The organism is Peribacillus sp. NPDC097284, from assembly GCF_044761765.1.
GTDB lineage: Bacteria > Bacillota > Bacilli > Bacillales > DSM-1321 > Peribacillus.
In genome coordinates this window covers 25,426-51,477 of the sequence record NZ_JBIWCZ010000005.1, presented here as the reverse complement: position 1 = coordinate 51,477, position 26,052 = coordinate 25,426, and the positions used below count along the sequence as shown (strand labels likewise).

The 26,052-nt window shown below is 40.0% G+C and carries 21 protein-coding genes and 1 riboswitch; of the genes, 20 read left to right on the top strand and 1 reads right to left on the bottom strand.

Features of this window, described 5'->3' with window-relative positions; genetic code table 11:
• Positions 1-49: 49 nt before the first annotated feature.
• On the bottom strand, positions 50-637 hold the full coding sequence (gene plsY, locus ACIQXU_RS11850; protein WP_402989500.1) for a glycerol-3-phosphate 1-O-acyltransferase PlsY: 588 nt from the start codon (positions 635-637) through the stop codon (positions 50-52).
• A gap of 468 nt (positions 638-1,105) precedes the next feature.
• Between plsY and ACIQXU_RS11845 the strand changes: the two genes are divergently transcribed.
• The 20 genes from ACIQXU_RS11845 to ACIQXU_RS11750 all read left to right on the top strand — a co-directional run bounded on the left by ACIQXU_RS11845 (position 1,106) and on the right by ACIQXU_RS11750 (position 26,032).
• Positions 1,106-1,489: a CoA-binding protein gene (locus tag ACIQXU_RS11845; protein WP_402873203.1), complete on the top strand. Its 384-nt coding sequence runs from the start codon at positions 1,106-1,108 to the stop codon at positions 1,487-1,489.
• A 404-nt stretch (positions 1,490-1,893) separates the two neighbouring features.
• Complete coding sequence (parE, locus tag ACIQXU_RS11840; RefSeq protein ID WP_402872675.1) at positions 1,894-3,879, top strand: DNA topoisomerase IV subunit B; 1,986 nt, start codon at positions 1,894-1,896, stop codon at positions 3,877-3,879.
• On the top strand, positions 3,869-6,313 hold the full coding sequence (gene parC / locus ACIQXU_RS11835; protein ID WP_402872678.1) for a DNA topoisomerase IV subunit A: 2,445 nt from the start codon (positions 3,869-3,871) through the stop codon (positions 6,311-6,313). The genes parE and parC overlap by 11 nt, the downstream gene beginning before the upstream one ends.
• A 597-nt stretch (positions 6,314-6,910) precedes the next feature.
• Entirely contained in the window at positions 6,911-8,062 is a 1,152-nt protein-coding gene (locus ACIQXU_RS11830) for an acyl-CoA dehydrogenase family protein (RefSeq protein WP_402872681.1), read from the top strand.
• Between the two features lie 26 nt (positions 8,063-8,088).
• Positions 8,089-9,264 carry an acyl-CoA dehydrogenase family protein gene (locus ACIQXU_RS11825; RefSeq protein WP_402872684.1) on the top strand — a complete coding sequence of 392 codons (1,176 nt, stop codon included), beginning with the start codon at positions 8,089-8,091 and terminating at the stop codon, positions 9,262-9,264.
• Between the two features lie 19 nt (positions 9,265-9,283).
• The gene (locus tag ACIQXU_RS11820; protein ID WP_402872686.1) at positions 9,284-10,048 is read left to right on the top strand and encodes an SDR family oxidoreductase; all 765 of its coding nucleotides are present in this window, start codon (positions 9,284-9,286) and stop codon (positions 10,046-10,048) included.
• Positions 10,049-10,067: 19 nt separating this feature from the next.
• Positions 10,068-10,520, top strand: coding sequence for a MaoC family dehydratase N-terminal domain-containing protein (locus ACIQXU_RS11815; RefSeq protein WP_402872688.1), 453 nt, complete (start codon positions 10,068-10,070; stop codon positions 10,518-10,520).
• Positions 10,517-10,918: a MaoC/PaaZ C-terminal domain-containing protein gene (locus ACIQXU_RS11810; RefSeq protein ID WP_402989497.1), complete on the top strand. Its 402-nt coding sequence runs from the start codon at positions 10,517-10,519 to the stop codon at positions 10,916-10,918. Before ACIQXU_RS11815 ends, ACIQXU_RS11810 begins: the two co-directional genes overlap by 4 nt.
• Before the next feature lie 122 nt (positions 10,919-11,040).
• Positions 11,041-12,735 carry a sigma-54 interaction domain-containing protein gene (locus ACIQXU_RS11805; RefSeq protein ID WP_402989495.1) on the top strand — a complete coding sequence of 565 codons (1,695 nt, stop codon included), beginning with the start codon at positions 11,041-11,043 and terminating at the stop codon, positions 12,733-12,735.
• A 595-nt stretch (positions 12,736-13,330) separates the two neighbouring features.
• Entirely contained in the window at positions 13,331-14,194 is an 864-nt protein-coding gene (locus tag ACIQXU_RS11800) for a branched-chain amino acid ABC transporter permease (protein ID WP_402959118.1), read from the top strand.
• A 1-nt stretch (position 14,195) separates the two neighbouring features.
• Positions 14,196-15,191 carry a branched-chain amino acid ABC transporter permease gene (locus ACIQXU_RS11795; RefSeq protein WP_402872698.1) on the top strand — a complete coding sequence of 332 codons (996 nt, stop codon included), beginning with the start codon at positions 14,196-14,198 and terminating at the stop codon, positions 15,189-15,191.
• Positions 15,192-15,193: 2 nt separating this feature from the next.
• Positions 15,194-15,958: an ABC transporter ATP-binding protein gene (locus ACIQXU_RS11790; RefSeq protein ID WP_402989492.1), complete on the top strand. Its 765-nt coding sequence runs from the start codon at positions 15,194-15,196 to the stop codon at positions 15,956-15,958.
• On the top strand, positions 15,951-16,658 hold the full coding sequence (locus ACIQXU_RS11785; protein ID WP_402959114.1) for an ABC transporter ATP-binding protein: 708 nt from the start codon (positions 15,951-15,953) through the stop codon (positions 16,656-16,658). Before ACIQXU_RS11790 ends, ACIQXU_RS11785 begins: the two co-directional genes overlap by 8 nt.
• Positions 16,659-16,685: 27 nt before the next feature.
• Positions 16,686-17,879: an ABC transporter substrate-binding protein gene (locus tag ACIQXU_RS11780; RefSeq protein WP_402989489.1), complete on the top strand. Its 1,194-nt coding sequence runs from the start codon at positions 16,686-16,688 to the stop codon at positions 17,877-17,879.
• A 155-nt stretch (positions 17,880-18,034) separates the two neighbouring features.
• A riboswitch (SAM riboswitch) is annotated at positions 18,035-18,139 on the top strand.
• A 200-nt stretch (positions 18,140-18,339) separates the two neighbouring features.
• Positions 18,340-19,632, top strand: coding sequence for a Na+/H+ antiporter NhaC family protein (locus ACIQXU_RS11775; protein WP_402989486.1), 1,293 nt, complete (start codon positions 18,340-18,342; stop codon positions 19,630-19,632).
• A gap of 284 nt (positions 19,633-19,916) precedes the next feature.
• Positions 19,917-21,353, top strand: a complete 1,437-nt coding sequence (locus ACIQXU_RS11770; RefSeq protein ID WP_402989483.1) for an alanine/glycine:cation symporter family protein — start codon at positions 19,917-19,919, stop codon at positions 21,351-21,353.
• Positions 21,354-21,695: 342 nt separating this feature from the next.
• Positions 21,696-22,349, top strand: coding sequence for an RNA polymerase sporulation sigma factor SigH (gene sigH, locus ACIQXU_RS11765; RefSeq protein WP_402989480.1), 654 nt, complete (start codon positions 21,696-21,698; stop codon positions 22,347-22,349).
• 98 nt (positions 22,350-22,447) lie between these two features.
• Positions 22,448-22,957, top strand: a complete 510-nt coding sequence (locus ACIQXU_RS11760; RefSeq protein ID WP_402989477.1) for a hypothetical protein — start codon at positions 22,448-22,450, stop codon at positions 22,955-22,957.
• 650 nt (positions 22,958-23,607) lie between these two features.
• Positions 23,608-24,969 (top strand): cytochrome ubiquinol oxidase subunit I, encoded by a 1,362-nt coding sequence (locus tag ACIQXU_RS11755; protein WP_402959106.1) that lies wholly within the window; start codon positions 23,608-23,610, stop codon positions 24,967-24,969.
• A gap of 16 nt (positions 24,970-24,985) precedes the next feature.
• Entirely contained in the window at positions 24,986-26,032 is a 1,047-nt protein-coding gene (locus ACIQXU_RS11750) for a cytochrome d ubiquinol oxidase subunit II (RefSeq protein ID WP_402959104.1), read from the top strand.
• The last annotated feature ends 20 nt before the right edge of the window (positions 26,033-26,052 follow it).

Genomic DNA, 26,052 nt, shown 5'->3' with positions numbered 1-26,052 from the left:
GTGAAAAAGTGATGAAAAGCCCATCTAATGGGCTTTTTCTCTTGCTGAATTATAGCCATTTCACTTTCGGTTCCGTCTTATCGATAATTCGTTTAATATTGGCACGATGACGGTAAAAAATGAAAACGGTCAGTATACCGATCACGATGATAAGAGCCCAGTCGCCGAAATGGAATACTAGGCTGTATATGAGGGCCAGTAGGCAAGCAATCATTGATGATAGTGATACATATTTGGTTATGTATAAGGATATAAAAAATATGAGAACGGCAAAAAGGAAAAATAAAGGTTCATAAGCCAGTATGACACCAGCTGATGTTGCAACTGCTTTTCCACCCCGGAAATTCGCAAAGATGGGGAACATATGACCGATTACTGCACAAATTCCAGCTAGTAATTCAGGCATATCCGCACCTAGGAAGAATGGGAGGAGCGTGGCTAATGTACCTTTAAGTATGTCCATGATCGTTACGGTCAGCCCAGCCTTGACACCAAGCGTTCTGAAGGTGTTCGTGCCACCTAAGTTTTTACTGCCATGCTCCCGAATATCAATGTTGTAAAAGGTTTTTCCGATTATCAAACCTGATGGAATCGATCCGATTAAGTAGGCAGCCAGAATAATGATGATTGTAAGCATTCGATAACCCTTTCTTAAAGAAGAATATTCATATTTTATCGTGCATGAACAGGCTGAAAGTGATAGAAGGACCAAATCAGCCTCAAATACCTGATAAGTTTATCTTATTGTAACATTTTCATGATAAAATGGCATGGCTGTCTGGAAAAATCCTTATGAATTTTTTTGATATATCTTCGAATTCTATGATTTGAATGGTTTATAAGAAGGGTTTATCGTTAATATAAGAAATGTAACATGTACTTCCATCCAAGTATCGGGATAACCATTCCTTTATGTCTGAAATGAAATTAATCGACGAAATATCTGTTCGGTAAGAATGAATTTTTGTATAATGGTTTTCTTAATAATGGTATTAAACTGCTTTTCTTTGTAAAATATTCTTAATGAGGCAAAACTATTCGTTAGTATTGTATTTTATATTAAAGGGGACTGATAAAAGTGATTGAAAATCCTAGTAGGGAAGAAATGGGCAAGATGTTAAAAAAATCGAAACGGATTGCTGTGGTAGGACTATCGAATAATCCTGATCGAACTTCATATATGGTTTCAAAAGCTATGCAGGATAATGGATATGAAATCATTCCGGTCAATCCTGCCGTATCCGAAGTGATGGGGGTTAAGGCGGTTGCATCACTAAAAGATATTGTTGGACATGTCGATATCGTCAATGTTTTTCGCCGCTCTGAATACCTACCGGAGATTGCAAAAGAATTCGCAGAAATTGATGCGGATATCTTTTGGGCACAACTAGGGGTTGAAAACGAAGAGGCATATAATTTTCTAAAAGAAAAAGGCTATACTGTTATTATGAATCGATGTATAAAAGTTGAACACGCTCTTACAAAATAAAGTAAAGAGCGGATTTTTCCGCTCTTTTTTTTATAAGTGGGGAATTAAATTTTTTGGAAAACATAGCTTGAATTGAAAACGAAACATAGTTATCGCAATTAAACTACATATAAAATTTAAGAGAAATAGTAAAACGCTATTTGCCAAATGAAAATTTACGGCTACAATTAGAACGGTGGATCAGATAGATTTTACAATAAAACGAACATGATAAATTCCGATCAAGAATATTAACGTTTAATAAAGGGACGAAAAAAATAGAACACTTGTTCTTTTTGTTCGAAACCATTATACTTTATGTAAAGATAACGAACATATAAATTATTTGGTTTAAGGTTAAGAGTCATTTCATTGCAGTATGATTTGGCCCGGAAATTGTGTTTAGTAAGGAAAGGGGAATTTCTGTGGCAAAGAAAGTAAAGACAATCGAGTACAATGATGATGCAATTCAGGTACTGGAAGGACTCGAAGCGGTCAGAAAACGTCCCGGTATGTATATCGGCAGTACGGATGCACGTGGACTTCATCATTTAGTGTATGAGATTGTGGATAACTCCGTAGATGAGGTTTTGGCCGGTTATGGAGACCACATTAGTGTGAAAATACATAAAGATAATAGTGTAAGTGTAACGGATAAGGGTCGGGGGATGCCTACAGGTATGCATAAAACGGGGAAACCTACACCTGAAGTCATTTTGACGATTCTTCATGCCGGAGGTAAGTTCGGACAAGGTGGATATAAAACAAGTGGCGGTCTGCACGGGGTTGGTGCATCAGTTGTGAATGCATTGTCTGAATGGCTTGTCGTCACGATTAAAAGAGACGGGTTCATTTATGAACAACGTTTCTTCAACGGGGGTAAACCGGAAACCACCTTGGAGAAAATCGGCAAAACCAATCAATCCGGGACAAGAATTCATTTTAAGCCGGATCCTAAAATATTTTCGGTTACCACATTTAATTATGATACGCTCTCTGAAAGACTTCGTGAGTCTGCTTTTCTTTTAAAGGGCATGAAAATAGAGTTGATAGATGAACGGAAAAATGAGCATGAAATATTCCATTATGAAACTGGGATAGAAGCTTTTGTAGAATATTTAAATGAGGAAAAAGAGACGCTCCATAATGTTGTCAGTTTAGAAGGGGAACAGAATGGAATTGAGGTCGACCTGGCTTTTCAATTTAATGATGGATATTCAGAAAACATCCTAAGCTTTGTCAATAATGTCCGCACGAAAGATGGCGGGACCCATGAAATTGGGGCTAAGACAGCGATGACACGTTCATTTAATGATTACGCCAGAAAGATGGGGTTATTAAAGGAAAAAGATAAAAATCTTGAAGGATCGGATATACGAGAAGGATTATCTTCAATTATTTCTGTCCGCATTCCGGAAGAGCTCCTGCAATTTGAAGGTCAGACTAAAAGCAAGCTGGGTACCAGTGAAGCGCGGTCTGCTGTCGATTCAATCGTTTCAGAGCATTTAGCATACTTTTTTGAAGAAGATCCGACGACTACCACACTATTAGTGAAAAAGTCCATCAAAGCTTTCCAAGCTCGTGAAGCGGCCCGAAAAGCTCGGGAAGATGCTAGAAGCGGAAAGAAACGGAAAAAATCCGATGGTAATCTTTCGGGGAAATTGACGCCAGCCCAATCGAAAAATCCCGAGCGAAATGAATTATATCTTGTTGAAGGGGACTCTGCAGGAGGATCTGCCAAGCAAGGTCGGGATCGACGTTTTCAAGCGGTGCTACCGCTAAGGGGTAAAGTCATCAATACCGAAAAGGCTAAGCTTGCCGATATTTTCAAAAATGAAGAAATAAACACGATTATTCATGCCATAGGTGCAGGAGTGGGGGCGGAATTCAATACCCCTGATACCAATTATGATAAAGTCATCATCATGACTGATGCCGATACGGATGGAGCACATATTCAAGTATTACTGCTTACATTCTTTTATCGTTATATGAAGCCATTAATAGAGGCAGGAAAGGTATTTATCGCCTTGCCGCCATTATATAAAGTGAGTAAAGGCACGGGAAAGAAAGAGATTATAGAATATGCCTGGAGCGATGATGAACTTCAGGGTGCAATTGATAAAATAGGCAGAGGCTATATGATCCAGCGCTATAAGGGTCTTGGTGAGATGAATGCCGATCAGCTATGGGATACGACCATGAATCCGGAAACAAGAACATTGATTCGCGTCAAAATCGATGACGGGGCACGTGCTGAAAGACGTGTAACAACGTTAATGGGTGACAAAGTAGAGCCGCGCCGTAAATGGATTGAAGCCAATGTTGCTTTTGGTCTCGAAGAGGAATCGAATATTTTAGATAATGAAAATATGTCGATTGAAGAGGAGGTCAATAACGATGGTATTTGAAGAGTCATTTCGTGATTTACCGCTAGAAGAGGTTATTGGAGATCGCTTCGGGCGTTATAGTAAATATATTATTCAGGATCGTGCATTACCAGATGCAAGAGATGGATTAAAACCGGTTCAGCGCCGGATTTTATATGCCATGTTTGTAGAAGGGAATACCCAGGAAAAAGGGTTTAGAAAATCTGCCAAAACGGTCGGTAATGTTATTGGTAACTATCACCCACACGGTGATTCCTCAGTTTATGAGGCCATGGTACGGATGAGTCAGGATTGGAAGTTGCGGAAGGTCATGGTTCAGATGCATGGAAACAACGGTAGTATCGATGGTGACCCACCAGCTGCAATGCGTTATACGGAAGCAAGGCTTTCAGCCATTGCCTCCGAGATGTTACGTGATATAGACAAGCGGACTGTTGATTTTGTCTCCAATTTTGACGATACATCCGAAGAACCTATCGTATTACCGGCAATGTTCCCGAACCTGCTCGTAAACGGTTCGACAGGTATATCTGCTGGTTATGCAACGGAGATTCCTCCACATCAATTAGGCGAAGTCATTGATGCAGCCATTATGAGGATCGATAACCCGAAAGCGACAGTCGCGGATTTGATGACAGTTATCAAAGGTCCCGATTTCCCAACAGGCGGTATCATTCAGGGAATCGAAGGCATTCGTAAAGCCTATGAAACCGGCAAAGGTAAAATCATCGTCCGTGGCTTGGCTGATGTGGAAACGATACGTGGAGGAAAGCAACAAATTGTCGTTACGGAAATCCCTTATGAAGTCAATAAAGCGAATCTTGTAAAGAAAATAGATGAGTTCCGGCTTGATCGTAAAGTTGAAGGAATTGCGGAGGTTCGTGATGAAACCGACCGTACGGGACTTCGAATCGTAATTGAATTGAGAAAAGAAGCAGATGCAAATGGTGTCTTGCATTATTTATATAAAAATTCCGATCTCCAGGTTTCTTATAATTTTAATATGGTGGCGATTTATAAAAAACGGCCGACATTGATGAGCCTGCCTAAAATGCTTGATGCATATATTGACCATCGTAAAGAGGTTATAATTAACCGATCTCGTTTTGAACTTCAAAAAGCACACGATAGGGCACATATTGTAGACGGCTTAATAAAGGCTCTATCCATTTTAGATGAAGTCATCGCTGTCATCCGAGGTTCTAAGGATAAAAGAGATGCTAAAGATAACCTGATTGCCAAGTTTACCTTTACCGAAGCTCAGTCCGAAGCCATTGTATCTTTACAGCTCTACCGTTTGACCAACACGGACATTACAGCTCTAAAAGCTGAAGCAGCAGAGTTAAACAGTAAGATTGAGGAATTGACTAAAATACTTGGTAGTGAGAAGGTTCTACTTCAAGTCATTAAAAAAGAATTACGATTTATTAAAAAAGGGTTTGATGACGGCCGACGTTCGAAAATCGAGAATGAGATTGAAGAAATCAAGATCAATCTTGAAGTCTTGATAGCAAGTGAGGACGTTATGGTCACTGTAACGAAAGAGGGCTATGTCAAGCGTACATCGCTACGATCTTATTCGGCATCCGGTGGGCTTGATTTTGGCATGAAGGATTCAGACCGCATGCTTCAGAAACTGGAAATGAATACGACAGACGTACTGCTGTTGTTCACTTCCAAAGGTAATTTCCTATATTGTCCAGTCCATCAGCTTCCAGATATTCGTTGGAAAGAAACGGGCCAACATATCGCGAATATCATCCCAATAGATCGGGATGAGCAAATCATTAAGGCCATTCCAATAAAAGATTTCAATCAACCAGAGTTTTTAGTGTTCATAACGAAAAATGGCATGGTCAAAAAGACCGAACTAGCTTCCTATAAAGCACAGCGTCATTCCAAAACCCTAGTAGGCATCAATTTAAAGGGTGATGATGAATTGATTGATGTTCACCACACCGATGGCAAGGCTGATCTATTCATAGTCACCCACAATGGTTATGGCTTATGGTTTGATGAAGAAGAAGTGAGTGTTGTAGGCATCCGTGCTGCTGGTGTGAAGGGAATCAATTTAAAAGAAGATGATTATGTCATTGGCGGTAAGATATTAGCCAAGGATAGTAAGGAATCCATTTTGATCGTCACACAACGCGGGGCCATCAAGAAAATGAAATTGACGGAGTTCGAAAAAACAAGCCGTGCTAAACGTGGGGTTGTCGTATTAAGGGAACTTAAATCAAATCCTCATCGTGTCATTGGATTTGATACAGTCAATAAAACCGATAGTTTGTTCATTCTTTCTGAAAAAGGCAAAATTGAAACCGTTCATGCATCATCATTGAAAAATCATGATCGCTACACAAATGGTTCCTTTATTTTTGACGAAACGGAAAGCGGAAAAGCAAAAGAATTATGGAAAATTTCATTAGAAGATGAATCTGTAAAAGATTCGTAACATCCATTCATTTTATAGTAGGGATGCTGACTTGGTCAGCATCCCTTTTCTTTATTTCTATGGTTGATCTGTGTTCAAATCTAGGCTCATTCGTCCCTTACTGTCCGTGTAGTCAAATAACACCATTTACATTTACCCCGATGCCTTCTTTACTCACTAACTACTTAATATGTTCTTAATTCAAAAGTGAATGATTAAGTCAAAATTAAATCGTTGTAGTGTCCATGAGAAAATCTCAATAATTGGATGATTAATTCAAATTTGAATTTTAATGAAACCAGATTGCTAGCCTGGTAGCGTTTTTAATTTGGCACATTACTTGCATATGATAATTGTATCTTCTTGATTTTTGTGAATTAGGAAAGGGAGCAAAAATGGATAGATCTTATAACAAGAATTCTAATCTTGAAAAAAATTGAAATGACCTTCCTACATGCTCGTCAAAAAGACATATTTTTTAATCTTCGACTCGTATTTCTATTAAACTGCGGTTCATTTAAACAAAAGCCTATACATAGTGCTTTAAGTTAAGAAACAACTCATGTGAAAAAGGTTCGATCGGCAGAAACCAATTTTAAAAAAAGGGGGGCTAACGGCATGGACTTTCGCTTTGATGCAGAGACTCTACTTTTGAAAGAAAATATCCGGCAATTTATTCAAGACGAAATCGAACCATTTGCCATGCAGATTGAAGAGGAAGACCGTATCCCTGATTCTCTCATTCAATTATCTAAAGAAATGGGCTTATTCGGTCTTAGTATCCCTGAGAGGTATGATGGACTAGGTATCGGTATGGTCGAAAAATGTGCCTTATATGAGGAAATAGGAAAAACGCATAATGGGTATACGACGTTGATAGGAGCCCATACCGGTATCGGAACAGTCGGTATTGTGGAGATGGGGAATGAAGAACAAAAGCAAAAGTATCTTTCTGACATGGCAAGTGGAAATCGAATCGGAGCATTTGCTTTAACGGAACCAGCTGCAGGATCACATGCCACAAATTTAAAAATGACCGCGGTAAAATCAGGTGATAGATATATCCTGAATGGAACAAAGCACTATATAACGAATGCGGATGTGGCAGATATTTTCACCGTCATGGCTGTTACGGATAAGGAAAAAGGAGCAAAAGGAATCACTTCATTCATCGTAGAAAAGGGATTCCCAGGATTCCAAGTAGGTAGTATGGAAAGGAAAATGGGGCTACGAGGTTCCCATTCTGCAGAACTGATTTTTGAAAATTGCGAGGTTCCTTTGGAAAATGTACTGGGGGAAGTTGGCCAAGGATACGTCAATGCCCTTAAAATCCTGGCAAACGGTCGAGCAGGACTCGCAGCACGCAATTTAGGTTCATGTCAGTACTTATTGGATTTATCCATTCATTATGCAATGGAACGGGAACAATTTGATGTACCGATTATTGAACACCAGGCTGTATCCCATATGATAGCTGAGATGGCAATGGAAATAGAGGCACTTCGTTCTTTTACCTATAGAGTGGCCTGGATGGTCGATCAGGGAGAGAAAATCATTAAGGAAGCGGCCATGCTGAAGCTTTTCGGTTCGGAAGTATATAATCGGGTGGCGGATAAAGCGGTCCAGATTCATGGAGGACTCGGATATATTAAGGATTTTCCTATCGAACGTTTCTTTCGGGATGCAAGAATTACTAGAATTTATGAAGGTACGTCGGAAATCCAGAAAAACATCATTACAGGGCAATTGAAGAAAGCGCATTCAAAATAATTTTAATGGAAGCTGGAGGGATTGTAATGGATTTACGTTTATCGGATGAACAAAGAATGGTGCAAAAAACGATTCGTAAGTTTGTCGAAAATGAACTGATTCCACTGGAAAATGAAGTGCTCCGGAATGAAATAGCCGGAAAGCCCAGTTTACCTGCAGAGACATTACAGGAATTACAGGAAAAAGCAAAAAAGGCGGGGTTTTGGGGAGTTAATACACCTGAAGAATATGGTGGGGCTGATTTAGGGCAAATGATGATGGCCATCGTGCTGATGGAAGTTTCGAAGACATTCGTTCCTTTCAGTTTCGGTGGATCAGCTGATAATATTCTGTATTATGGAAATGAAGAACAGAAGAAGAAATATCTGATTCCAACGATCAATGGGGAGAAGAAGTCTTGTTTTGCGATGACGGAACCAGGGGCTGGATCCGATACACGCAACATAAAAATGACGGCCATTAAGGATGGAGACGAGTGGGTGCTGAATGGCGAAAAAACGTTCATCACCGGTGGAAATGATGCAGATTTTGTCATGGTCATTGCGGTTACGGACAAAGAACGTCACCAGGCAACGGGGACGGAAGGCGTCACCTGTTTCATCGTGGATCGGGACATGGGATGGAAATCAGAATATATCAATACGATGGGCGAATGGGGACCTGCCGGTTTAGTGTTCGACAATGTACGGGTACCTGAGGAGAATATATTAGGGGAAATACATGGTGGCTACAAATTGGGTCTCGAGTGGATAGGTTTTGCAAGATGGATTGTTGGGGCAAGGGCAGTGGGTTCAGCTGAACGATTACTCCAAATGGCCATCGACTATGCAAAGGAGCGGGTAACTTTCGGGAAGCCTATTGCGGAACGTCAGGCCATTCAATGGCAGATTGCAGACTCTGCTGTTGAAATTGAAGCGGCAAGGTGGTTAGTCTTAAATGCAGCTTTCACACTTGATAATGGAGAAGACAATCGTCATCTAGCCTCGATGGCTAAACTTTATGGCTCGAATATGGGGAATCGAGTCGTCGATCGTGTTTTGCAAATCCATGGTGGCATGGGTTATACAAAAGAACTGCCTATTGAGCGTTGGTACCGTGAAGCAAGGCTCTGGAGAATATACGATGGTACAGATGAAATTCAGCGTATGATCATTTCAAGGAACTTAATTAAAGGACATGTTAAACTAGGACAATTTTTATAATAGATGAGGAGGAACAAACATGACAGGAAGATTTTTAGGAAAAACAGCATTAGTAACTGGTGGAAGCAGGGGGATTGGAAGGGCAATCGTTGAACTACTAGCAAGTGAAGGAGCAAAGGTAGGAATCATCGATATTAATGAAGAGGTCCTGAATGTAGCGGGAAATGAACTACGTGACCAAGGCTATACCATTTATACAAAAGTGGCAAATGTAGTCGAGGCAGAAGAGGTGGAAACTGCTGTCAAGGAAATAGCGGAAACATTCGGTTCACTTGATATCCTTGTCAATAACGCGGGGGTCATTCGCGATAACCTAATATTCAAAATGACCGATTCGGATTGGCAGACAGTCATGGATGTACATTTGAAGGGTACGTTCAATTCAGTCCGTGCTGCTCAGAAATACATGGTTGAAAGAAAATATGGAAGAATCATCAATATTTCGTCCACTTCGGCTCTCGGCAATCGAGGACAATCGAATTATGCAGCTGCAAAGGCGGGGCTGCAAGGGTTAACGAAAACGTTAGCGATTGAGCTCGGTAAATATGGAATCACAGCTAATTCGGTAGCCCCTGGATTCATTGAAACGGAGATGACGAAAGAAACTGCACGTCGTGTGGGGGTCAGTTTTGAGCAGTTCGTTGAGGGAAGTGTGAAGAAGATTCCAGTTGCTAGAAGCGGGAAGCCAAGTGATATCGCAAATGCTGTTGCTTTTTTTGCTGATGAAGCTTCTTCCTTTGTTAATGGTCAAGTTCTTTACGTTGCAGGTGGTCCAAAAAATTAACTGATTAGGTGGGGATGATATGTTTAAAGATTGTATCGAAAAACGTTCCAAACCGGTCAAAAATTCAGTCGAACGTGGGGCCGTGAAAAAATTCGCGGAAGCAATCGGTGACTTGCATCCTATTTTCATTGATGAAGAGATAGGAAAACAATCAAGGTACGGCACGAATATTGCCCCTCCTACATTCCCACGGGTCTTTGATTATGGAGTGATTGAAGGGTTGAACCTCCCTGCTAAAGGGTTAATTCACGGCGAGCAGATTTATCATTATAAGCGGCCCCTTCTGGTAGGGGAAGAAATCACGTGTTATACAGAAGTGAAGGATTATTATGAGAAGAGTGGAAAACAGGGGGATTTGGGGTTTCTAGCATTAAAAAATTATGGAACCGATGCAAATGGTGAGATAGTATTTACTGCCGATCAATTGGTCATCATCAATGATACGGTAAGAAAGTCGGTGGGGAGCCGATGAGTTTGTTAAAAGAATTGAATCCTGGAGATTCTGTACAATCGATAAAGTTGGATCCTGTTTCACGCCTAGATCTCATTAAATACGCTGGTGCTTCCGGTGACTTCAATCCCATTCATACCATTGATGAAGAAGCTAAAAAGGCCGGTCTACCTGGAATCATTGCCCATGGAATGTGGACGATGGGAAACCTTGCAAAGTTATTCAGTGATTCTTATGACATCGGATTTATTGAAGAGTATAAAATACGATTCAAGAGTATGGTTTTTCTAGATGATGTCATCACGCTTCAAGCCTATTTAAAAGAGAAAAATGAAGATACGTACCATTTTGTTGTAGTTGCCGTCAATCAAGTAGGCAAGGAAACAATCAGTGGGGAGGTCATATTCAAAGTATATTGAATGATAGGTAGTGATGAAGTTATTTCATCACTATTTTTTATTGGAATTTCGACATTATTAAAGGGGATTCGAAAGATATCGAGAATTGAATTAGAAAGAATTCTTTTGCGGTGGTGAATGTATTGAATCAACTGAAACAGGATTCCCAGATCAAATGGATCAAAGAATGGCCATTTCCTGCCATTATCCTTGATGATGAAGGCAAGATTAAAGAATGGAGCCAATATTTTAAGGAACAGATGCAGAATAGAAATACCCTTTCAGATTTATTTGATAGATGGATATTTTTTGATAATAATAGGCTGGCAACAGCATACCATGGCACCAATCGATATGTATTTATCTCAGTGATGCAATTGGAAAAAGGCGAGCATTTATATGTAGGGGGTCAAACTTCATATGTCGATGATGTAATGGAAGAATTCGGGGAAACCAAAAAAATGAACCGAGCATTGGATGCCATCATTGAGAATTCCTATGATGGCATTTATATCACCGATCCTGATGGAGTGACAATATATACAAACCCGGCTATTGAGAGAATTACGGGGATTCCTAAAGAGTATTATATCGGCAAATCAGTAAATCAGTTGATTAAGCGTGGAATACTGAATGCCTCGGTTACACATAAAGTGGTAAAGCAGAGGAGGACTGTATCAGTCGTACAGGATAACTTCGCCGGAAAAGAGACGCTGATCACGGGAAGCCCGGTGTTTAATGGTGAAGGGGAGATTGAACAGATCGTTACGAATATACGTGATTTATCCGATTTGAATGAACTGATGCATGAATTGACGAAAGTGAATGAATTGAACAATCAGTATAAGCAGGAAATCGAAAAGCTAAGAAAGATTACAAATCAAGATGGAGTCGTTTTTGTTAGTGAAAAGATGAGGAAGATTTACGAAATTGCTGAAAGGATTTCAGACATTGACGCGACAGTCCTTATATTAGGGGAAACGGGTGTGGGAAAGGACGTATTGGCCCGCAATATCTTTAACGGGAGCATCCGTTCAAAAAAAGGGGATTTCGTTAAGATAAACTGTGGGGCGATTCCTGCCGATTTATTGGAGTCTGAACTGTTTGGCTATGAGGGGGGAGCGTTTACCGGGGCTAATCACAAGGGGAAACCGGGGATGTTCGAAATAGCTGATAACGGAATATTATTTTTGGATGAAGTCGGTGAACTCCCACTTCAGCTTCAGGTAAAATTACTTCGTGTTCTTCAGGAAAGGGAAATACAAAGAATCGGAGGAACGAAACCGAAGAAATTCGATGTTCGTATTATCGCGGCCACAAATCGAAATCTATTGGATATGGTCAAAGCGGGAGAATTTCGCGAAGATTTATATTATCGCCTGAATGTCATCCCCATTGTGATTCCACCTCTTAGGGAAAGAAGAGAAGATATCCTCGCATTGTCTGATTTATTTTTAACCAAGGCCAACAACCAATATAAATTGACCAAAAAGTTAGATTCAGCGTTAAAAGATTATTTTTTTCATTATGATTGGCCGGGAAATGTCCGAGAACTGATTAATATAGTGGAAAGACTGGTCGTGTTAACGAATGGTTCCGTCATCTCGGTAAGCGACTTGCCTGTAGAATATCAGCAAGAAAACATGAGCCAAACCAACTCTCGTGATTCTCAGTCTCTAAAGGAAGCGGTGGAGGGAGCTGAAAAAGAAATATTGACAAAAGCAGCGCAAACTTATCAGACCACATATGAAATTGCTGAAGCTCTTGATTCAAGCCAGGCTACTATTGTCAGGAAACTAAAAAAATATGGCTTGAGAGTCAGTGAAAAGAATAGGTAAGCAAAGGGGGATTTCCGTAAGGGGAATGCCCCTTTTCATTTCTTCCCTAGTAGTCATCTGGATAAAATCTATTTTTGCAAAGACAATCCATTCTAATTCAAAAGTGGTTCATTCAGTCAAAAGTGAATGATGGTCATGCCATGTGGATTCAATTATTTGAATCAAAAGTGAATCATTCTTATTTCGTAAAGTGACTTAGTATGGCTTTTTCAAGATGGCATAGTACTTGCATTGTTATTAAGGAAATGCTTTACAAATGATTTATGGGGAATGTGAGGTGACTGTGGAACGTTTCCGACGATTGCACAGCGTTATTCAGTTGACAGATATGAAGATAGTATTCATGAAATCATAAAATGGGACGCAGACAACTTAAAAAGTAGATAAAGATTACGGAAAAATGGGTCGAAACGAGGTTACAGAAGAAGCGGGTAGCCTTTCGATGGATTACGCGATGAAATAATGAAAGCGCTAACAAAAAGGTTGGCATTAACAATTCGATAGGGTCATGGAGAAGAGTTCCTTATGGTTAGGGGTGTTGTATTAAAGTAAAGGATTACCTACGAACAATTCATTGGGATAAGGGAGGCAGGAAATGGAGATTTTAGTTCAGCAATTGTTTAATGGTTTAACGATCGGAAGCGTATATAGCCTAGTTGCCCTTGGGTTGACATTGGTTTATGGGATTCTTCATATCCCTAACTTTGCCCATGGTGCTCTCTATATGATAGGAGGGTATGTCACGTTGTCGATGATGACGTTATCTGGGCTGAATTACTGGATTGCTATGTTCGTGTCCGTTATTGTCGTGGGCCTTCTTGGGGTTTTATTGGAAAGATTCGTATTCCGTTTGTTAAGGGATGCTCCACCGTTGCATGATAAAATTGCAGCCATTGGAATTTTACTTTTTCTTGAAGCCTTTGCACAATTTGTCTGGGGAGCTGATTTTCAAACCATGCAATCTCCTTATGGACAAGTAGTCAATATCATGGGCTTGACGTTCACGATGCAACGTTTGTTGATTATTGTGGCGGCAATCGTGGTCATGTCGGTTCTCTATCTGTTCTTAAAGAAGACGTATACAGGTTCCACGATCATCGCGATGTCCCAAAGTCGTGAAGGGGCTTCGCTAGTCGGGATTAACATCAATAAAGTTGCCATGCTGACCTTCATGATTTCTGGGGGGCTAGCCGCCATTGCTTCCTCCCTTGCATCTCCCATCAATCTAGTTTTTCCAGGCATGGGTCATTTAGTGATATTAAAGGCTTTCGTGATTATCATCCTAGGAGGGATGGGAAGCGTTCCAGGTGCAATCGTTGGTGGATATATTCTTGGATTCAGTGAAAGCCTTGGCGCAACCTATATATCCAATGATTATAAGGATATCATAGCCTTCTTCCTTTTAGTAGTCATCTTAACGGTCAAACCGACGGGTCTTTTCGCAAAGGGGGAGAGGTAGTTTGAATATCTTATCAAAACGAAATGTCATCTTAATTTTGATCATCCTGGCCTTCTTATTTCCAATCATCGCGCAGAATGACTATTACGTTCATATGTTAACGTTGTCTTTCATCTGGGCAATCGCGGTATATGGAATTAATCTGTTAGCGGGCTATACGGGCTATCTTTCGCTTGCCCATGCTGGATACTTTGCCATTGGGGCGTACTCATTGGGGTTATTGACGGTAAAAGCGGGAATGAACTTTTGGTTGGCACTGGTCTTGTCTTGCCTAATTTCAGGGGCGCTTGGTTTTTTGGTCGGCTTAATAGCATTGAGAACAAAAGAACACTTTTTCGCAATTTATACTTTATGCGTCGGATATATCATCTACCTGGTCATCGATAAATGGGAAGGTCTTACAGAAGGAGTTAGAGGCTTGATTGGGATTCCGGCCCCTGGAAATATCGGACCCATCACTTTCGAGACGGCCGCTTCACAATATTATTTGGTGCTCATTTTCCTACTTGGCGTCATTTTGGTCATGTATCGTATTGTTCATTCGTTGACAGGGAGAACCTATATGGCCATCAGGAATAGTGAGGAACTTGCCCAAACGATAGGCATATCCACGATGAAGAATAAGTTGACCGCATTTGTTCTTTCTACATTTTTTGCAGGCTTGGCAGGTGCCTTATATGCTTCATTCGTGCGGTTTATCGGACCGGATATCGGGTCTACGGCCATAATGTTCGACTTGTTGATGTATCTACTGGTCGGCGGAATAGGAACTCTATCGGGACCTTTGGTTGGAACTTTGCTTCTCGTCATACTATCCCAGAATCTACAATTTCTCCAAGAGTATCGAATGTTGATCTTTGGACCTTTACTTACGTTGATCATCATTTTCTATCCACGCGGTATTTCGGGTGCATTCTTTGATTGGAAAATTAAACGAAGAGATAAGAAACAACTGATTATGAGTAAGGACGTTCCGGTTAATGCGGAGGAGGGATGAAGATGTTTATCGAAACGAAGAATTTAACAAAGAGTTTCGGGGGATTGGCAGCTGTAAAAAATGTGGATTTCACCATTGAAAAAGGAAAGATCAATGCGATTATCGGGCCTAATGGAGCCGGGAAGTCTACGTTTTTCAACTTGATCAGCGGCTTCCATCGTCCAAGTTCTGGAGCAGTCCTCTTCAAAGGGAAAGACATCACGAAGCTTCCTGCCAATGAAATAGCGGGACTTGGCATAGCAAGAACATTCCAAACGACTAGTCTTTTTGAACAATCCACCATCTTGGATAACGTGATTGTCGGACATAGGCTTCGCACTAAATCGAATTTGGTAGATGCTATCCTAAGGACGAAGAGGTTAAAACGGGAGGAAAAGACCTGTCGTGATAAAGCGATGGAAGTTTTGAGAATTGTCGGCTTAATGGATGCGGCAAATAAGATGGTCTCGAGTATTTCTCAAGAGGAAAAGAAGAGGACGGCGATTGCCCTTGCCCTTGCGACGGATCCGGAAATCATCTTTCTTGATGAACCGGCTGCCGGCATAAACCCTGATGAAACAGAAGGGCTTACAGAACTGATCAAGGAGTTAAATCAGTCAGGCTTCACGATTTGCTTGATCGAGCACAAGATGCATATGATCATGAACTTAGCTGACCATATCATGGTCCTGAATTACGGGGAAAAAATTGCTGAGGGCACTCCAAAAGAAATCAGGGGGAATGAGGCGGTTATTAAAGCCTATTTAGGAGGTAGTGCTAGTGCTTAAGTTAACTGATGTTACTGTATGTTATGGGAGCTTCACTGCGATTAAGCAAGTGAATATTGAAGTGGAAAAGGGAGAAATTGTCGTTCTATTGGGGGCGAATGGAGCAGGTAAAAGCACGACATTCCGTTCTATCAGCGGCATAAGCAAGCTGGCTCAGGGTGAAATTCATTTTGAGGAACTGGCTATCGGAGGTAGGGCTCCGGATAAGAATGTCCAAGCTGGAATCGTGCAATGTGCAGAAGGGCGGAAACTGTTTCCTCAGATGACTGTCCAGGAAAACTTGAAGATGGGAGCTTACGTACATCGAAAAAAAAAGATGGAAATCAAGTCCTCGTTGGAAAATGTCTATCATTTATTTCCTATTTTAAAAGAAAAACTCCATGATGAAGCCGGAAGCCTGAGTGGTGGACAACAACAGATGCTGGCCATTGGCAGGGCTTTGATGTCTAAACCGAAGCTTTTGATGCTAGATGAACCTTCTGTGGGCCTCGCTCCTTTGATTGTTGAACAGATGTTCCAAGTCATCGAAGAAATAAACCGGGAAGGAATAACCGTTCTACTAGCCGAACAGAATGCGAATGCTGCTCTTAGCATTGCAGATAAAGGATATGTTTTTGAAAATGGGGAAATTGTCGTTGAAGGGACCGCAAAAGAATTATTGTCTAACGATGAAGTACGGAAAGCCTATATCGGAGCATAAGAGTTTAAAAATGAATGGGGGATTTTTATGAAAAAGTTGAGTGTATTCTTTGTAATGCTATTACTCGTCCTAACGGCACTAGTGGGGTGTAACAAGGGAGACAGCCCTGCATCAAGTGGGGGAGGAAAGGCCAGTAAAGGGAAGAATGTTGTCAATATCGGTTTTAGCGGCCCTTTGAGTGGAGCAGCAGCCTTATATGGAAAACGAACGTTAAATGGTATGGAGATGGCTGTAAATGAAATAAACGATGCCGGTGGATTCGAAGTGGAAGGGGAAAAATATACGCTCAACCTGGTTTCGTTGGATGATAAGTACTTACCGAATGAAACGGGTTCAAATGCTAAACGTTTAATCCAGGAATATAAAACTCCGATTATTTTCACTCCTCATAGCGGAGGGATACTCGCCCTACAGGTTTTTAACGAAAAAGAGAATTTCATCATCGGTGCCTATTCGAGTGAACCAGCTATCACGGAAAGCGGAAATTCATTAACAGTGAGGATCCCGCCAAATTATGAAGGGTATATTGAACCGTTTTCTACGTATGCAATGGAAAACTTCGGCAAAAAGATTGCGGCATTGCCACCATCTTCCCAGTACGGGAAAGACTGGGCGGAAAACCTACTTCCTCATTGGGAAAAACAAGGTGGTAAAGTCGTCTATAATGCCTCAATTGATTTTTCTAAAGAAACGGATTTCTTCACGACTGTTACAAATGCTCTAAAAGAAAAGCCTGATGTCCTTTTCATCGGTGGGGCGTCAGAGCCTACGGCCAAGGTTGCAAAACAAGCAAGAGAACTAGGTTTTAAAGGCGGTTTCATTATTATGGACCAGGCGAAACTGGATCAAATGAAGCCTATTGCCGGTTCATACGAAACATTGGAAGGTTCGATAGGTGTTCTTCCGCTTATCAACTCCAATGAAGAAGCAGCACCGGCATTCATTGATAAATATAAAAAAATTTATAAGGAAGATGCTAGTTCTGAAGTGGGGTTGAATTACATTGCTATGTATGCCTTTGTGGAGGCAATGAAAGCGGCAGGAACAGTCGATGATGTGAAAGCCATCCGTGAACATATGCAGGATGGGCTGACAAATACGGCACCTGAACAGAAAATTTATAATATACCTTCGATTGACGAAAATGGTGGATTCGCAGCAAAAGTCGTTGTAGGAGCGGTAGAAGATGGGAAAGTAGTACCCATCAGTGTAGAAGAGTGAAGTGTCATGTGCTTTCACACTAGCTACCTTTACGCCCCGAAGACTAAAAACTAATGCATTCAATAAGTTTATAAAAATCTTTAATACTTTACCTTGCGAAAACTCTTAAAATGCTGTACTCTTATATTTGCTTTGAAAAAATGAATATTTCTTACTTCTTATCAAGAGAGACTGAGGGACTGGCCCGAAGATGTCTCGGCAGCAGACTTATTTAGAGTGCTGTGCCAAATCCAGCAGGCGATCGACCTGAAAGATAAGAGGAGTGTTTATAGATTAAAAGACCTCTTCTTGTAATAAAACGGAAGAGGTCTTTTTGTACTCATAGGATAGGAATCTGTTCTTGATGGTATGTTACTGATTTTATAATCAAGCCCATATTAAAATGAAGGGATGCCGGAAAATTTAGAGAGTCCAAAAAGAGTATCCATTACCATGCAAAAATAATAAAGAGGTGTACATCATGAGTTTAGACAATAAAGGGAATCCATGGGCTTTAACGCCGTTTATCGTTTTTTTGATATTATTTATAGGTTCAGGTGTTATTACAAAAGATTTTTACACATTTCCAGTGATTGTTGCCATTGCCATTGCATCTGCTGCGGCACTGGCAATGAATCGAAAGGAATCATTCAATCACAAAGTAGAAATCTTTTGTAAAGGTGCCGGGGATTCAAATATTATGTTGATGGTTGTCATATTCCTATTGGCTGGGGCTTTTTCGGAAGTGGCAAATGGGATGGGAGCCGTAGCGTCTACGGTGAATCTAGCACTTTCGATCGTTCCGCAAAATCTATTAATGGTGGGGTTATTTATTATCGCCTGTTTTATCTCATTATCTATGGGGACAAGTATGGGAACGATAGTAGCTTTAGCACCAATTGGAGTAGGAATTAGTGGACAAACCGATATTTCAGTTGCCCTTTCCATGGCTGCGGTCATTGGTGGCGCCATGTTCGGTGATAATCTTTCTTTCATTTCGGATACGACTATAGCAGCTGTACGTACACAGGGAACGAAAATGAAAGACAAATTCAAAGTGAACTTTTTTATTGTTTTACCTGCTGCGATAATTACATGTGTTATCCTTGGTTTTCTGACAATGGGTGAACAAGCTACAATCTCTGGAGAAGCCTACAGTTGGGTCAAAATTCTACCTTACCTTTGTGTTCTAGTGGCAGCATTAGCGGGAATCAATGTATTCTTGGTTCTCTCTATCGGCATTGTCTTTGCTGGAATCATCGGTTTAGCGGATGGTAGTTATCATGCAATGGAGGTTATTCAAAAAGCAGGAGATGGAATGGCTGGGATGTATGAAATCTCCTTCTTAGCAATCTTGATTGCAGGCATGGTTTCGGTTATCAAACATAACGGTGGCATCGATTATCTACTGAACCTCGTGACGAGAAAGAGCAAATCAAAAAAAAGTGCAGAGTTCAGCATCGCGGGATTGGTTGCTTTAACGAATCTTTCAACGGCAAATAATACCATATCCATCATCATTGCTGGTCCACTCGCAAAAAACATTGCCGAAAAGTATGAAATTGATCCCCGGAAATCTGCCAGCTTGCTCGATGTTTTCGCTTGTAGTATTCAAGGATTATTGCCATACGGGGCACAACTACTTTTAGCTGCCGGTGTTGCACACATCTCTCCTATCAGTATCCTACCCTATTCTTTCTATCCAGTCTTGATCGGGATTTCAGGAATCATAGCCATTTTAATAGGTTTTCCCCGGTTCTCTAAGAAGAAATAAAAATAGTATGGTTGGAAGAGTATCGATGAATCATGAATGTTGCCCTGGAGCATTGTCTCCAGGGCTTTTTTAGGGTAAGGTAAGTGACTTCGAATGGAAAGTGTAGACGAAATCTTTAATTCTTTAATATTCCAAAAAACTAATAACCTCCTTCAATAATATTAAAATAGTATAATTACATACAATATACGGAGTCATTTTTATTCTTAAGTGTTTACTATTTTGTAAAAGCGGGAACTCTAAAGGTATTGTATTGAAATAATTAGAGGTGGGTTCGTTTAAAAATGGAGATAGTAGAAAAGTTTATTACTGAAACAAATGATTTATTATGGTCATCTATACTGATTATATTATTAATTGGAATGGGCATTTATTTTTCTTTTCGGACTAAATTCGTACAATTTAGAATGGTGAAAGAAATGATTAGGTTATTAGGAGAAGGTGCTACAGCAGATAAGAAAGGTGTATCATCGTTTCAGGCCTTTTGTATCAGCACGGCTTCCCGGGTAGGAACGGGGAATCTGGCAGGTGTGGCTATAGCCATAACAACTGGTGGTCCGGGAGCAGTTTTCTGGATGTGGTTAATCGCATTGATCGGATCTGCTTCTGCTTTCATTGAAAGTACACTTGCTCAAATTTACAAGGTCAAAGACGGAGAAGCATTCCGTGGTGGTCCAGCATATTATATGGAAAAAGCATTAAATGCACGTTGGATGGGTATCACGTTTGCTGTTTTGATTTCATTGACTTTTGGACTTGCTTTCAATTCTGTACAGGCCAATACGATTACAAGCGCATTCCAAGCATCTTTTGGGGTCGATAAATGGATTACTGCACTTATTTTGGCTATCATAACGGCTGTTATCATTTTTGGCGGAATTAAGATGGTTGCTAAAGTGTCTGAAGTCATCGTGCCAATCATGGCAGGAGCTTATGTGTTAGTAGCTTTAGTTGTCATCATATTAAATATAACCGAGTTACCTAGTGTTCTTGCTTTAATCTTTGAAAGTGCATTCGATGGATTAAGGGAGATTGCTAGTGGTGCACTGGGTGCAGCCATGATGAACGGAATCAAGCGTGGCTTGTTCTCAAATGAGGCTGGAATGGGGAGCGCACCTAATGCGGGTGCTACAGCAGATGTCACCCATCCGGTAAAACAAGGTCTAATCCAGTCACTAGGCGTTTTTGTTGATACGCTCATCATATGTAGCTCGACGGCCTTTATCATCTTGTTTTCCGGCCTATATTCATCAAAGGAAACGGATGGAATTGTTCTTACGCAGAATGCTCTTAGCGAGAGTTTAGGATCTTGGGCTGGGATTTTTCTTGCCATTATTGTCCTATTATTTGCGTTTAGTTCGATTGTTGGAAACTACTATTATGGAGAATCCAATATCAGTTTTATTAATGAAAAGAAAGTTTGGATAAATATTTATCGTGCAGCAGTCGTTGGAATGGTCATATTCGGATCAATGGCTTCGCTCGAGTTTGTATGGAATCTAGCAGATTTGTTGATGGGATCAATGGCCATCATAAACCTGATAGCCATAGCCTTGCTAGGGAAAATAGCTTTCGCCGCACTTGCTGATTATCAAAAGCAAAAGAAAGATGGCAAGAATCCCGTTTTCCATGTAAGTAACATTAAGGGATTGAAAAATGTTGAATGCTGGGGTGAACCAACCGATTACGTGGAAGAATCCAGTAAAAAGGAATTCAAATAGAATCTAAATTATGGACAAAAGGGACCTCGATACTATTTCGAGGTCTTTTTTTATACCTCTTGATAGCCCAATATAACCACACATCTTAATCCAGGTTATGTCTCTTTCTAATATTCTATTACCCTGTGAATAAATACCTTTATAAAATGGACCAATTTATAATTCAATATTCCTATTTATTTATTGGTAATATATAATAATGTTGGAAAATGTCGGTATTTAAGGGTATCTTTAATTATGTAGCTGAGATACTATAATATTATAAGGCTCTACCAATATTTTGAAGCTAAAACGCAACCTTGTAGTTATTTGGTGCTCAACTAAGTGAGTGGAGGAATAAAAATGAGTATGATCCTCGATAAGGAAAAAGTAGAAAACCCTACACAAATGGAAGATGCAATATTGATAGGCAAATTTCAAGATGGTGATGATGAGGCACTGAATCAATTAATTACGAAGTATAAAGGTCTTGTCAAAACTAAAGCAATGAAGTATTTTCTAACGGGTGGAGATAAGGAAGATGTTTTTCAAGAAGGCATGATTGGACTGTATAAGGCTATCCGGGATTATCGAGATTGCAAAAATTCGGCTTCCTTTAAGTCATTTGCTGAACTTTGCATTACTAGACAAATTATCACTGCTGTCAAAGCGGCCACTAGACAAAAGCATTCTCCTTTGAATACCTATGTTTCACTGTTTAGACCTATTTACCAAGGGGAATCGGAGCAAGCTCTTATTGATGTCGTTCCTGAGCAAAAGCAGATGGATCCGGTTGCCATTTTAATAGGATTAGAAGAATTCAGTGAAATTGAACTGAAATTAACGGAACTCCTTAGTGACCTGGAAAGTACAGTCGTGGGCTTGTATATGGGCGGACAGACCTACTTGGAAATTTCACTAGAATTGAATGTTCAAGTAAAGACAATAGATAATGCACTTCAACGTGTAAAAAAGAAGTTGGATAAGTATCTGGAATCACGGTTGATGGTTGAATAGGTAATACAGTGAGCATCACTTTAAATTATAGATTTTCTTTATCATCATGATAACCGTCATTTAATTCATGGAGAATAATACTTGAAAGTGGAGTGTGTATGCGCAAGGTTAAGTCAGTAAAAATAGATGGCGAAAGTGTTTTTATGTTTAATAGTGCTATATATATATTCGAGACAGATTCAAGGTATACATTGGAATTGGATATAATAGTGAGTGAAATAGTGTTAAAAAAATTCGGCAATAACGAAAATTTAATTATCGAAATAAAATTGGAAGATGGTAAAGAAATCAGTGCGATTATGCATCTGCGTGGTTTAGTGGGGGAAGGATTGCCCCAGCTTAACCTATATTGTGAGATATATGATCTAGAAGGCTATGAAGATTTCCAGATAGTACATGAGAATGAAACATCCTTCCCGAATGTTGAAGAGGGCATTACTCTGAAAGAAATAAGAAAAGTGGAAATGCCAAATGAAAGAATAAACCTTAAACTACTATTACCGATAGATCAGACGGAATGGTTAGCGAAGCAAGGAAAAAATCTAAATGGGATATTGAAAGAAGCTATATATGACTACTGGAATAAAGAAAAGAAACTACAAGAATGAAAACTGGTTAAATGACCATTGAGATAATTGAAAATTAGGATAATATAAAATCCTATCGTTAAATATTTTTTGGTTGTCTTTTTTATGGGTGAAAATCAGGATCATAAAAAAATATTGAGGGAAATGCATGCAGTTTTAAGCCAAAAACTCACCTTGTATGGTATGTCCTTGAAACGGCATATCATTTTTATTAACTACTTATCTACTTTAAATGATAAAAATCGACAAAGTAGGTACATGAATCTTTCATAACGATAGTGAGGAAAGAGGAAGACTATTTTGTTCTATTTATGCAATGGAGTTTTCAATATTGTTCAATTGCTTACACCGTTCACTTTGAACGGTGTTTTTTTTTTTTTTTTATGGGGAACAGCGTAAACCTATGGTATAGCATCCAGCAACAAACCCGTTATTTTTCGAGGTCGCTCCTCTATGTTATATCTTACAATCGACCTCGATAGTATATATATAATTCCGAAAAAACAAGATTATAAGTATCTCACAATAAACCTCGTCAGAATAAATAGGATTTAAAATAAGAAAAAAATGTCAGTAACAAAAGATAAAGAAGATGTATGGAACTTTTTTTAATATTTTCCTTTTGTGTGGAGAAGCTAACAAGAATAAATTAGGTTAGAAAGGAAATAAGTATGGATCACTTACAAATGGCAAGGGCGATGTTCGGGACTAATATGGGCGTACATATTATATTTGCCACTCTAGGTGTGGGATTACCTATGATGATGCTGGCAGCGGAATTGATGTATCAAAAGACGAAAGATCTACAATATGTGGTCATGGCTAAACGCTGGACCAAAACACTAGGGATTCTGTTGGGAGTGGGAATCCCGACAGGTACAATTGCCGGTGTGCAGCTTTCTCTTTTATGGCCTGGATTTATGGAGGTCATAGGTAGAGTTATGGCCCTTCCGTTCCAAATTGAGATTTATGCTTTTATGGTTGAGGCACTATTCATGTCCATCTATGTATATGCAGCTGAAAAAATCAGGCCATGGGCTAGAATATTGAGTTTATCCTTTGTCGCATTTGGTGCTTTGGCGTCAGCTGTTCTTATTGCAAATGTCCATGCTTTCGAGGGGACACCTGCTGGTTTCCGGTTCGAAAATGGTGAAATCGTCGATGTGGATCCGTGGGCAGCTTTTTTCAATCCGAGTTTCTTCGTAACAGCAGGACATACGGCGCTCACTGCTTATATGACAGGAGCATTTGCGATTGCGGCTGTTGCTGGTTATAAAATGCTTAAAAATAAGTATGGATCCACCGAGTATAATTTCCACCAAAAGGCGTTAAGGTTAAGTATTGTATTGGGGTTGGTCTTTTCATTCTTGACCGCACTTAATGGTCACTCGACGACCCAACATTTATATCGGGAACAACCAGAAAAATTAGCAGCTGCGGAGGGCCTGTTCGAAACGAAGGATCATGCAGGTCTCACATTATTCGGTTGGACAGACCGAGAAGCACGGGAAGTGAAATATGGCATAGAATTTCCTTGGGTACTGAGTATTTTGTCAGGAAATAGTTTTGATACGGTAGTTACCGGTTTGAATGATTTTCCAGAGGAATATTGGCCTCCGCTATATGTTCACACATTATTCAATGCAATGGTGATCATTGGGGGGGGATTAATAGTACTGTCCTTGTTCGCATTAGTGTGGAATAAGGTCTTGAAGAAAGCGCGATATCCAAGGTGGCTTTTATGGTTGTTTGTGGCTTCGGGACCATTGGCCGTACTATCCATCGAATGTGGTTGGATATTCGCATGTACGGGAAGGCAACCATGGACAATTTATCGAATGCTTACCACGGCAGATTCGGTAACCACCTATGAAAATCTGGGGTACCTATTCACATTATTCATTATCGTTTACATCATATTATGTGTGTCTGTTGTATTTACACTTACCTATTATTTCAAGCGTCATTCCATAACGGATGATCTTTATAAAGCTGAACAGAAGGATGTCCAGTTATTCGATTCCAATTCATGAAAAGGAGGAATAGTGAATGAATGAAGCACTTCTAGCGATAACGCTTGTGTGGGGCTTTATTTTCTTGTATGCCATCATGGCGTCCATGGACTTTGGTGCAGGATTCTGGGCAATGATCTATATCAAGAAAGAGCATACGAATGCCACAAAGATAGCAAATAGTTATTTATCTCCGACTTGGGAAGTGACGAATACATTTGTTGTAGGCCTTGTCATTGCCATTTATAGCCTATTTCCAGGTGCTGTATTTTCTATTGGAGTTGCATTAATTGTCCCCGCCAGTTTAATTTTACTTCTTCTTTGCATTAGAAGTGCTTTTCTCGTCTTCTCTCACAGCCTGGACAAGTATGCAAAGATGTTGACTTATATATCTGGAATAACGGGTCTCATTATACCTGGCCTATTAATCAGTGTTTTACCGATTACCCATCTTGGATTTCTCGAGAATGTAGGGGGGAATGAGGAATTAAATTTAGTTAAACTATTCACTAGCGCAAATGAATATGCCTTTTTAGGCTTTGGTATTTTAAGTACATTGTTTCTCTCATCTTTGCTTCTGTCTGATTATTCGAAACAGGCTGATGAGCTAAAGTCGTATAAGATCTACCGCCGTGACGCAATGATTACAGGTCCATTGGTGTTAATCATGGCATTTCTCGTAATGTTCACACTGAAAAAAGAAGCATCGTGGATTTACGAAGGAATGATGGAGAACTCCACACTGCTATTGGTCTCCCTTGTCTTTTTTATCATTAGTGGTGTAGCTCTTTACCTACCCTATTTTTCCAAACAAGAGGTAAAGGGAATGCCAAGGCTCGCCGTAATAGCGATTATCATCCAATATATGATAGGAAGCTATGTCTATGGGGTCGCACATTTACCATATATCATCTATCCGAATGTCAGGATAATGGAAGCATTTACAGACCCGACTTCATTCAGGGCCGTGTTCGCTACCTATATTGTGGGATTTGCGATATTAGTTCCTGGTTTTTATTACTTCTGGTCCATTTTCATGAAAGATCAACGAAGAAAGTTCAAAAAGCGGAATATTTCGAATTAGTCAATTTGATATAAGAAAGG

What these genes read in the sequence shown, in the direction of transcription:
- plsY (WP_402989500.1), bottom strand. Translation starts at nt 637, where the DNA reads ATGCTTACAATCATCATTATTCTGGCTGCCTACTTAATCGGATCGATT.
- ACIQXU_RS11845 (WP_402873203.1), top strand. Translation starts at nt 1,106, where the DNA reads ATGGGCAAGATGTTAAAAAAATCGAAACGGATTGCTGTGGTAGGACTA.
- parC (WP_402872678.1), top strand. Translation starts at nt 3,869, where the DNA reads ATGGTATTTGAAGAGTCATTTCGTGATTTACCGCTAGAAGAGGTTATT.
- ACIQXU_RS11830 (WP_402872681.1), top strand. Translation starts at nt 6,911, where the DNA reads ATGGACTTTCGCTTTGATGCAGAGACTCTACTTTTGAAAGAAAATATC.
- ACIQXU_RS11825 (WP_402872684.1), top strand. Translation starts at nt 8,089, where the DNA reads ATGGATTTACGTTTATCGGATGAACAAAGAATGGTGCAAAAAACGATT.
- ACIQXU_RS11820 (WP_402872686.1), top strand. Translation starts at nt 9,284, where the DNA reads ATGACAGGAAGATTTTTAGGAAAAACAGCATTAGTAACTGGTGGAAGC.
- ACIQXU_RS11815 (WP_402872688.1), top strand. Translation starts at nt 10,068, where the DNA reads ATGTTTAAAGATTGTATCGAAAAACGTTCCAAACCGGTCAAAAATTCA.
- ACIQXU_RS11810 (WP_402989497.1), top strand. Translation starts at nt 10,517, where the DNA reads ATGAGTTTGTTAAAAGAATTGAATCCTGGAGATTCTGTACAATCGATA.
- ACIQXU_RS11800 (WP_402959118.1), top strand. Translation starts at nt 13,331, where the DNA reads ATGGAGATTTTAGTTCAGCAATTGTTTAATGGTTTAACGATCGGAAGC.
- ACIQXU_RS11790 (WP_402989492.1), top strand. Translation starts at nt 15,194, where the DNA reads ATGTTTATCGAAACGAAGAATTTAACAAAGAGTTTCGGGGGATTGGCA.
- ACIQXU_RS11780 (WP_402989489.1), top strand. Translation starts at nt 16,686, where the DNA reads ATGAAAAAGTTGAGTGTATTCTTTGTAATGCTATTACTCGTCCTAACG.
- ACIQXU_RS11775 (WP_402989486.1), top strand. Translation starts at nt 18,340, where the DNA reads ATGAGTTTAGACAATAAAGGGAATCCATGGGCTTTAACGCCGTTTATC.
- ACIQXU_RS11770 (WP_402989483.1), top strand. Translation starts at nt 19,917, where the DNA reads ATGGAGATAGTAGAAAAGTTTATTACTGAAACAAATGATTTATTATGG.
- sigH (WP_402989480.1), top strand. Translation starts at nt 21,696, where the DNA reads ATGAGTATGATCCTCGATAAGGAAAAAGTAGAAAACCCTACACAAATG.
- ACIQXU_RS11760 (WP_402989477.1), top strand. Translation starts at nt 22,448, where the DNA reads ATGCGCAAGGTTAAGTCAGTAAAAATAGATGGCGAAAGTGTTTTTATG.
- ACIQXU_RS11755 (WP_402959106.1), top strand. Translation starts at nt 23,608, where the DNA reads ATGGATCACTTACAAATGGCAAGGGCGATGTTCGGGACTAATATGGGC.
- ACIQXU_RS11750 (WP_402959104.1), top strand. Translation starts at nt 24,986, where the DNA reads ATGAATGAAGCACTTCTAGCGATAACGCTTGTGTGGGGCTTTATTTTC.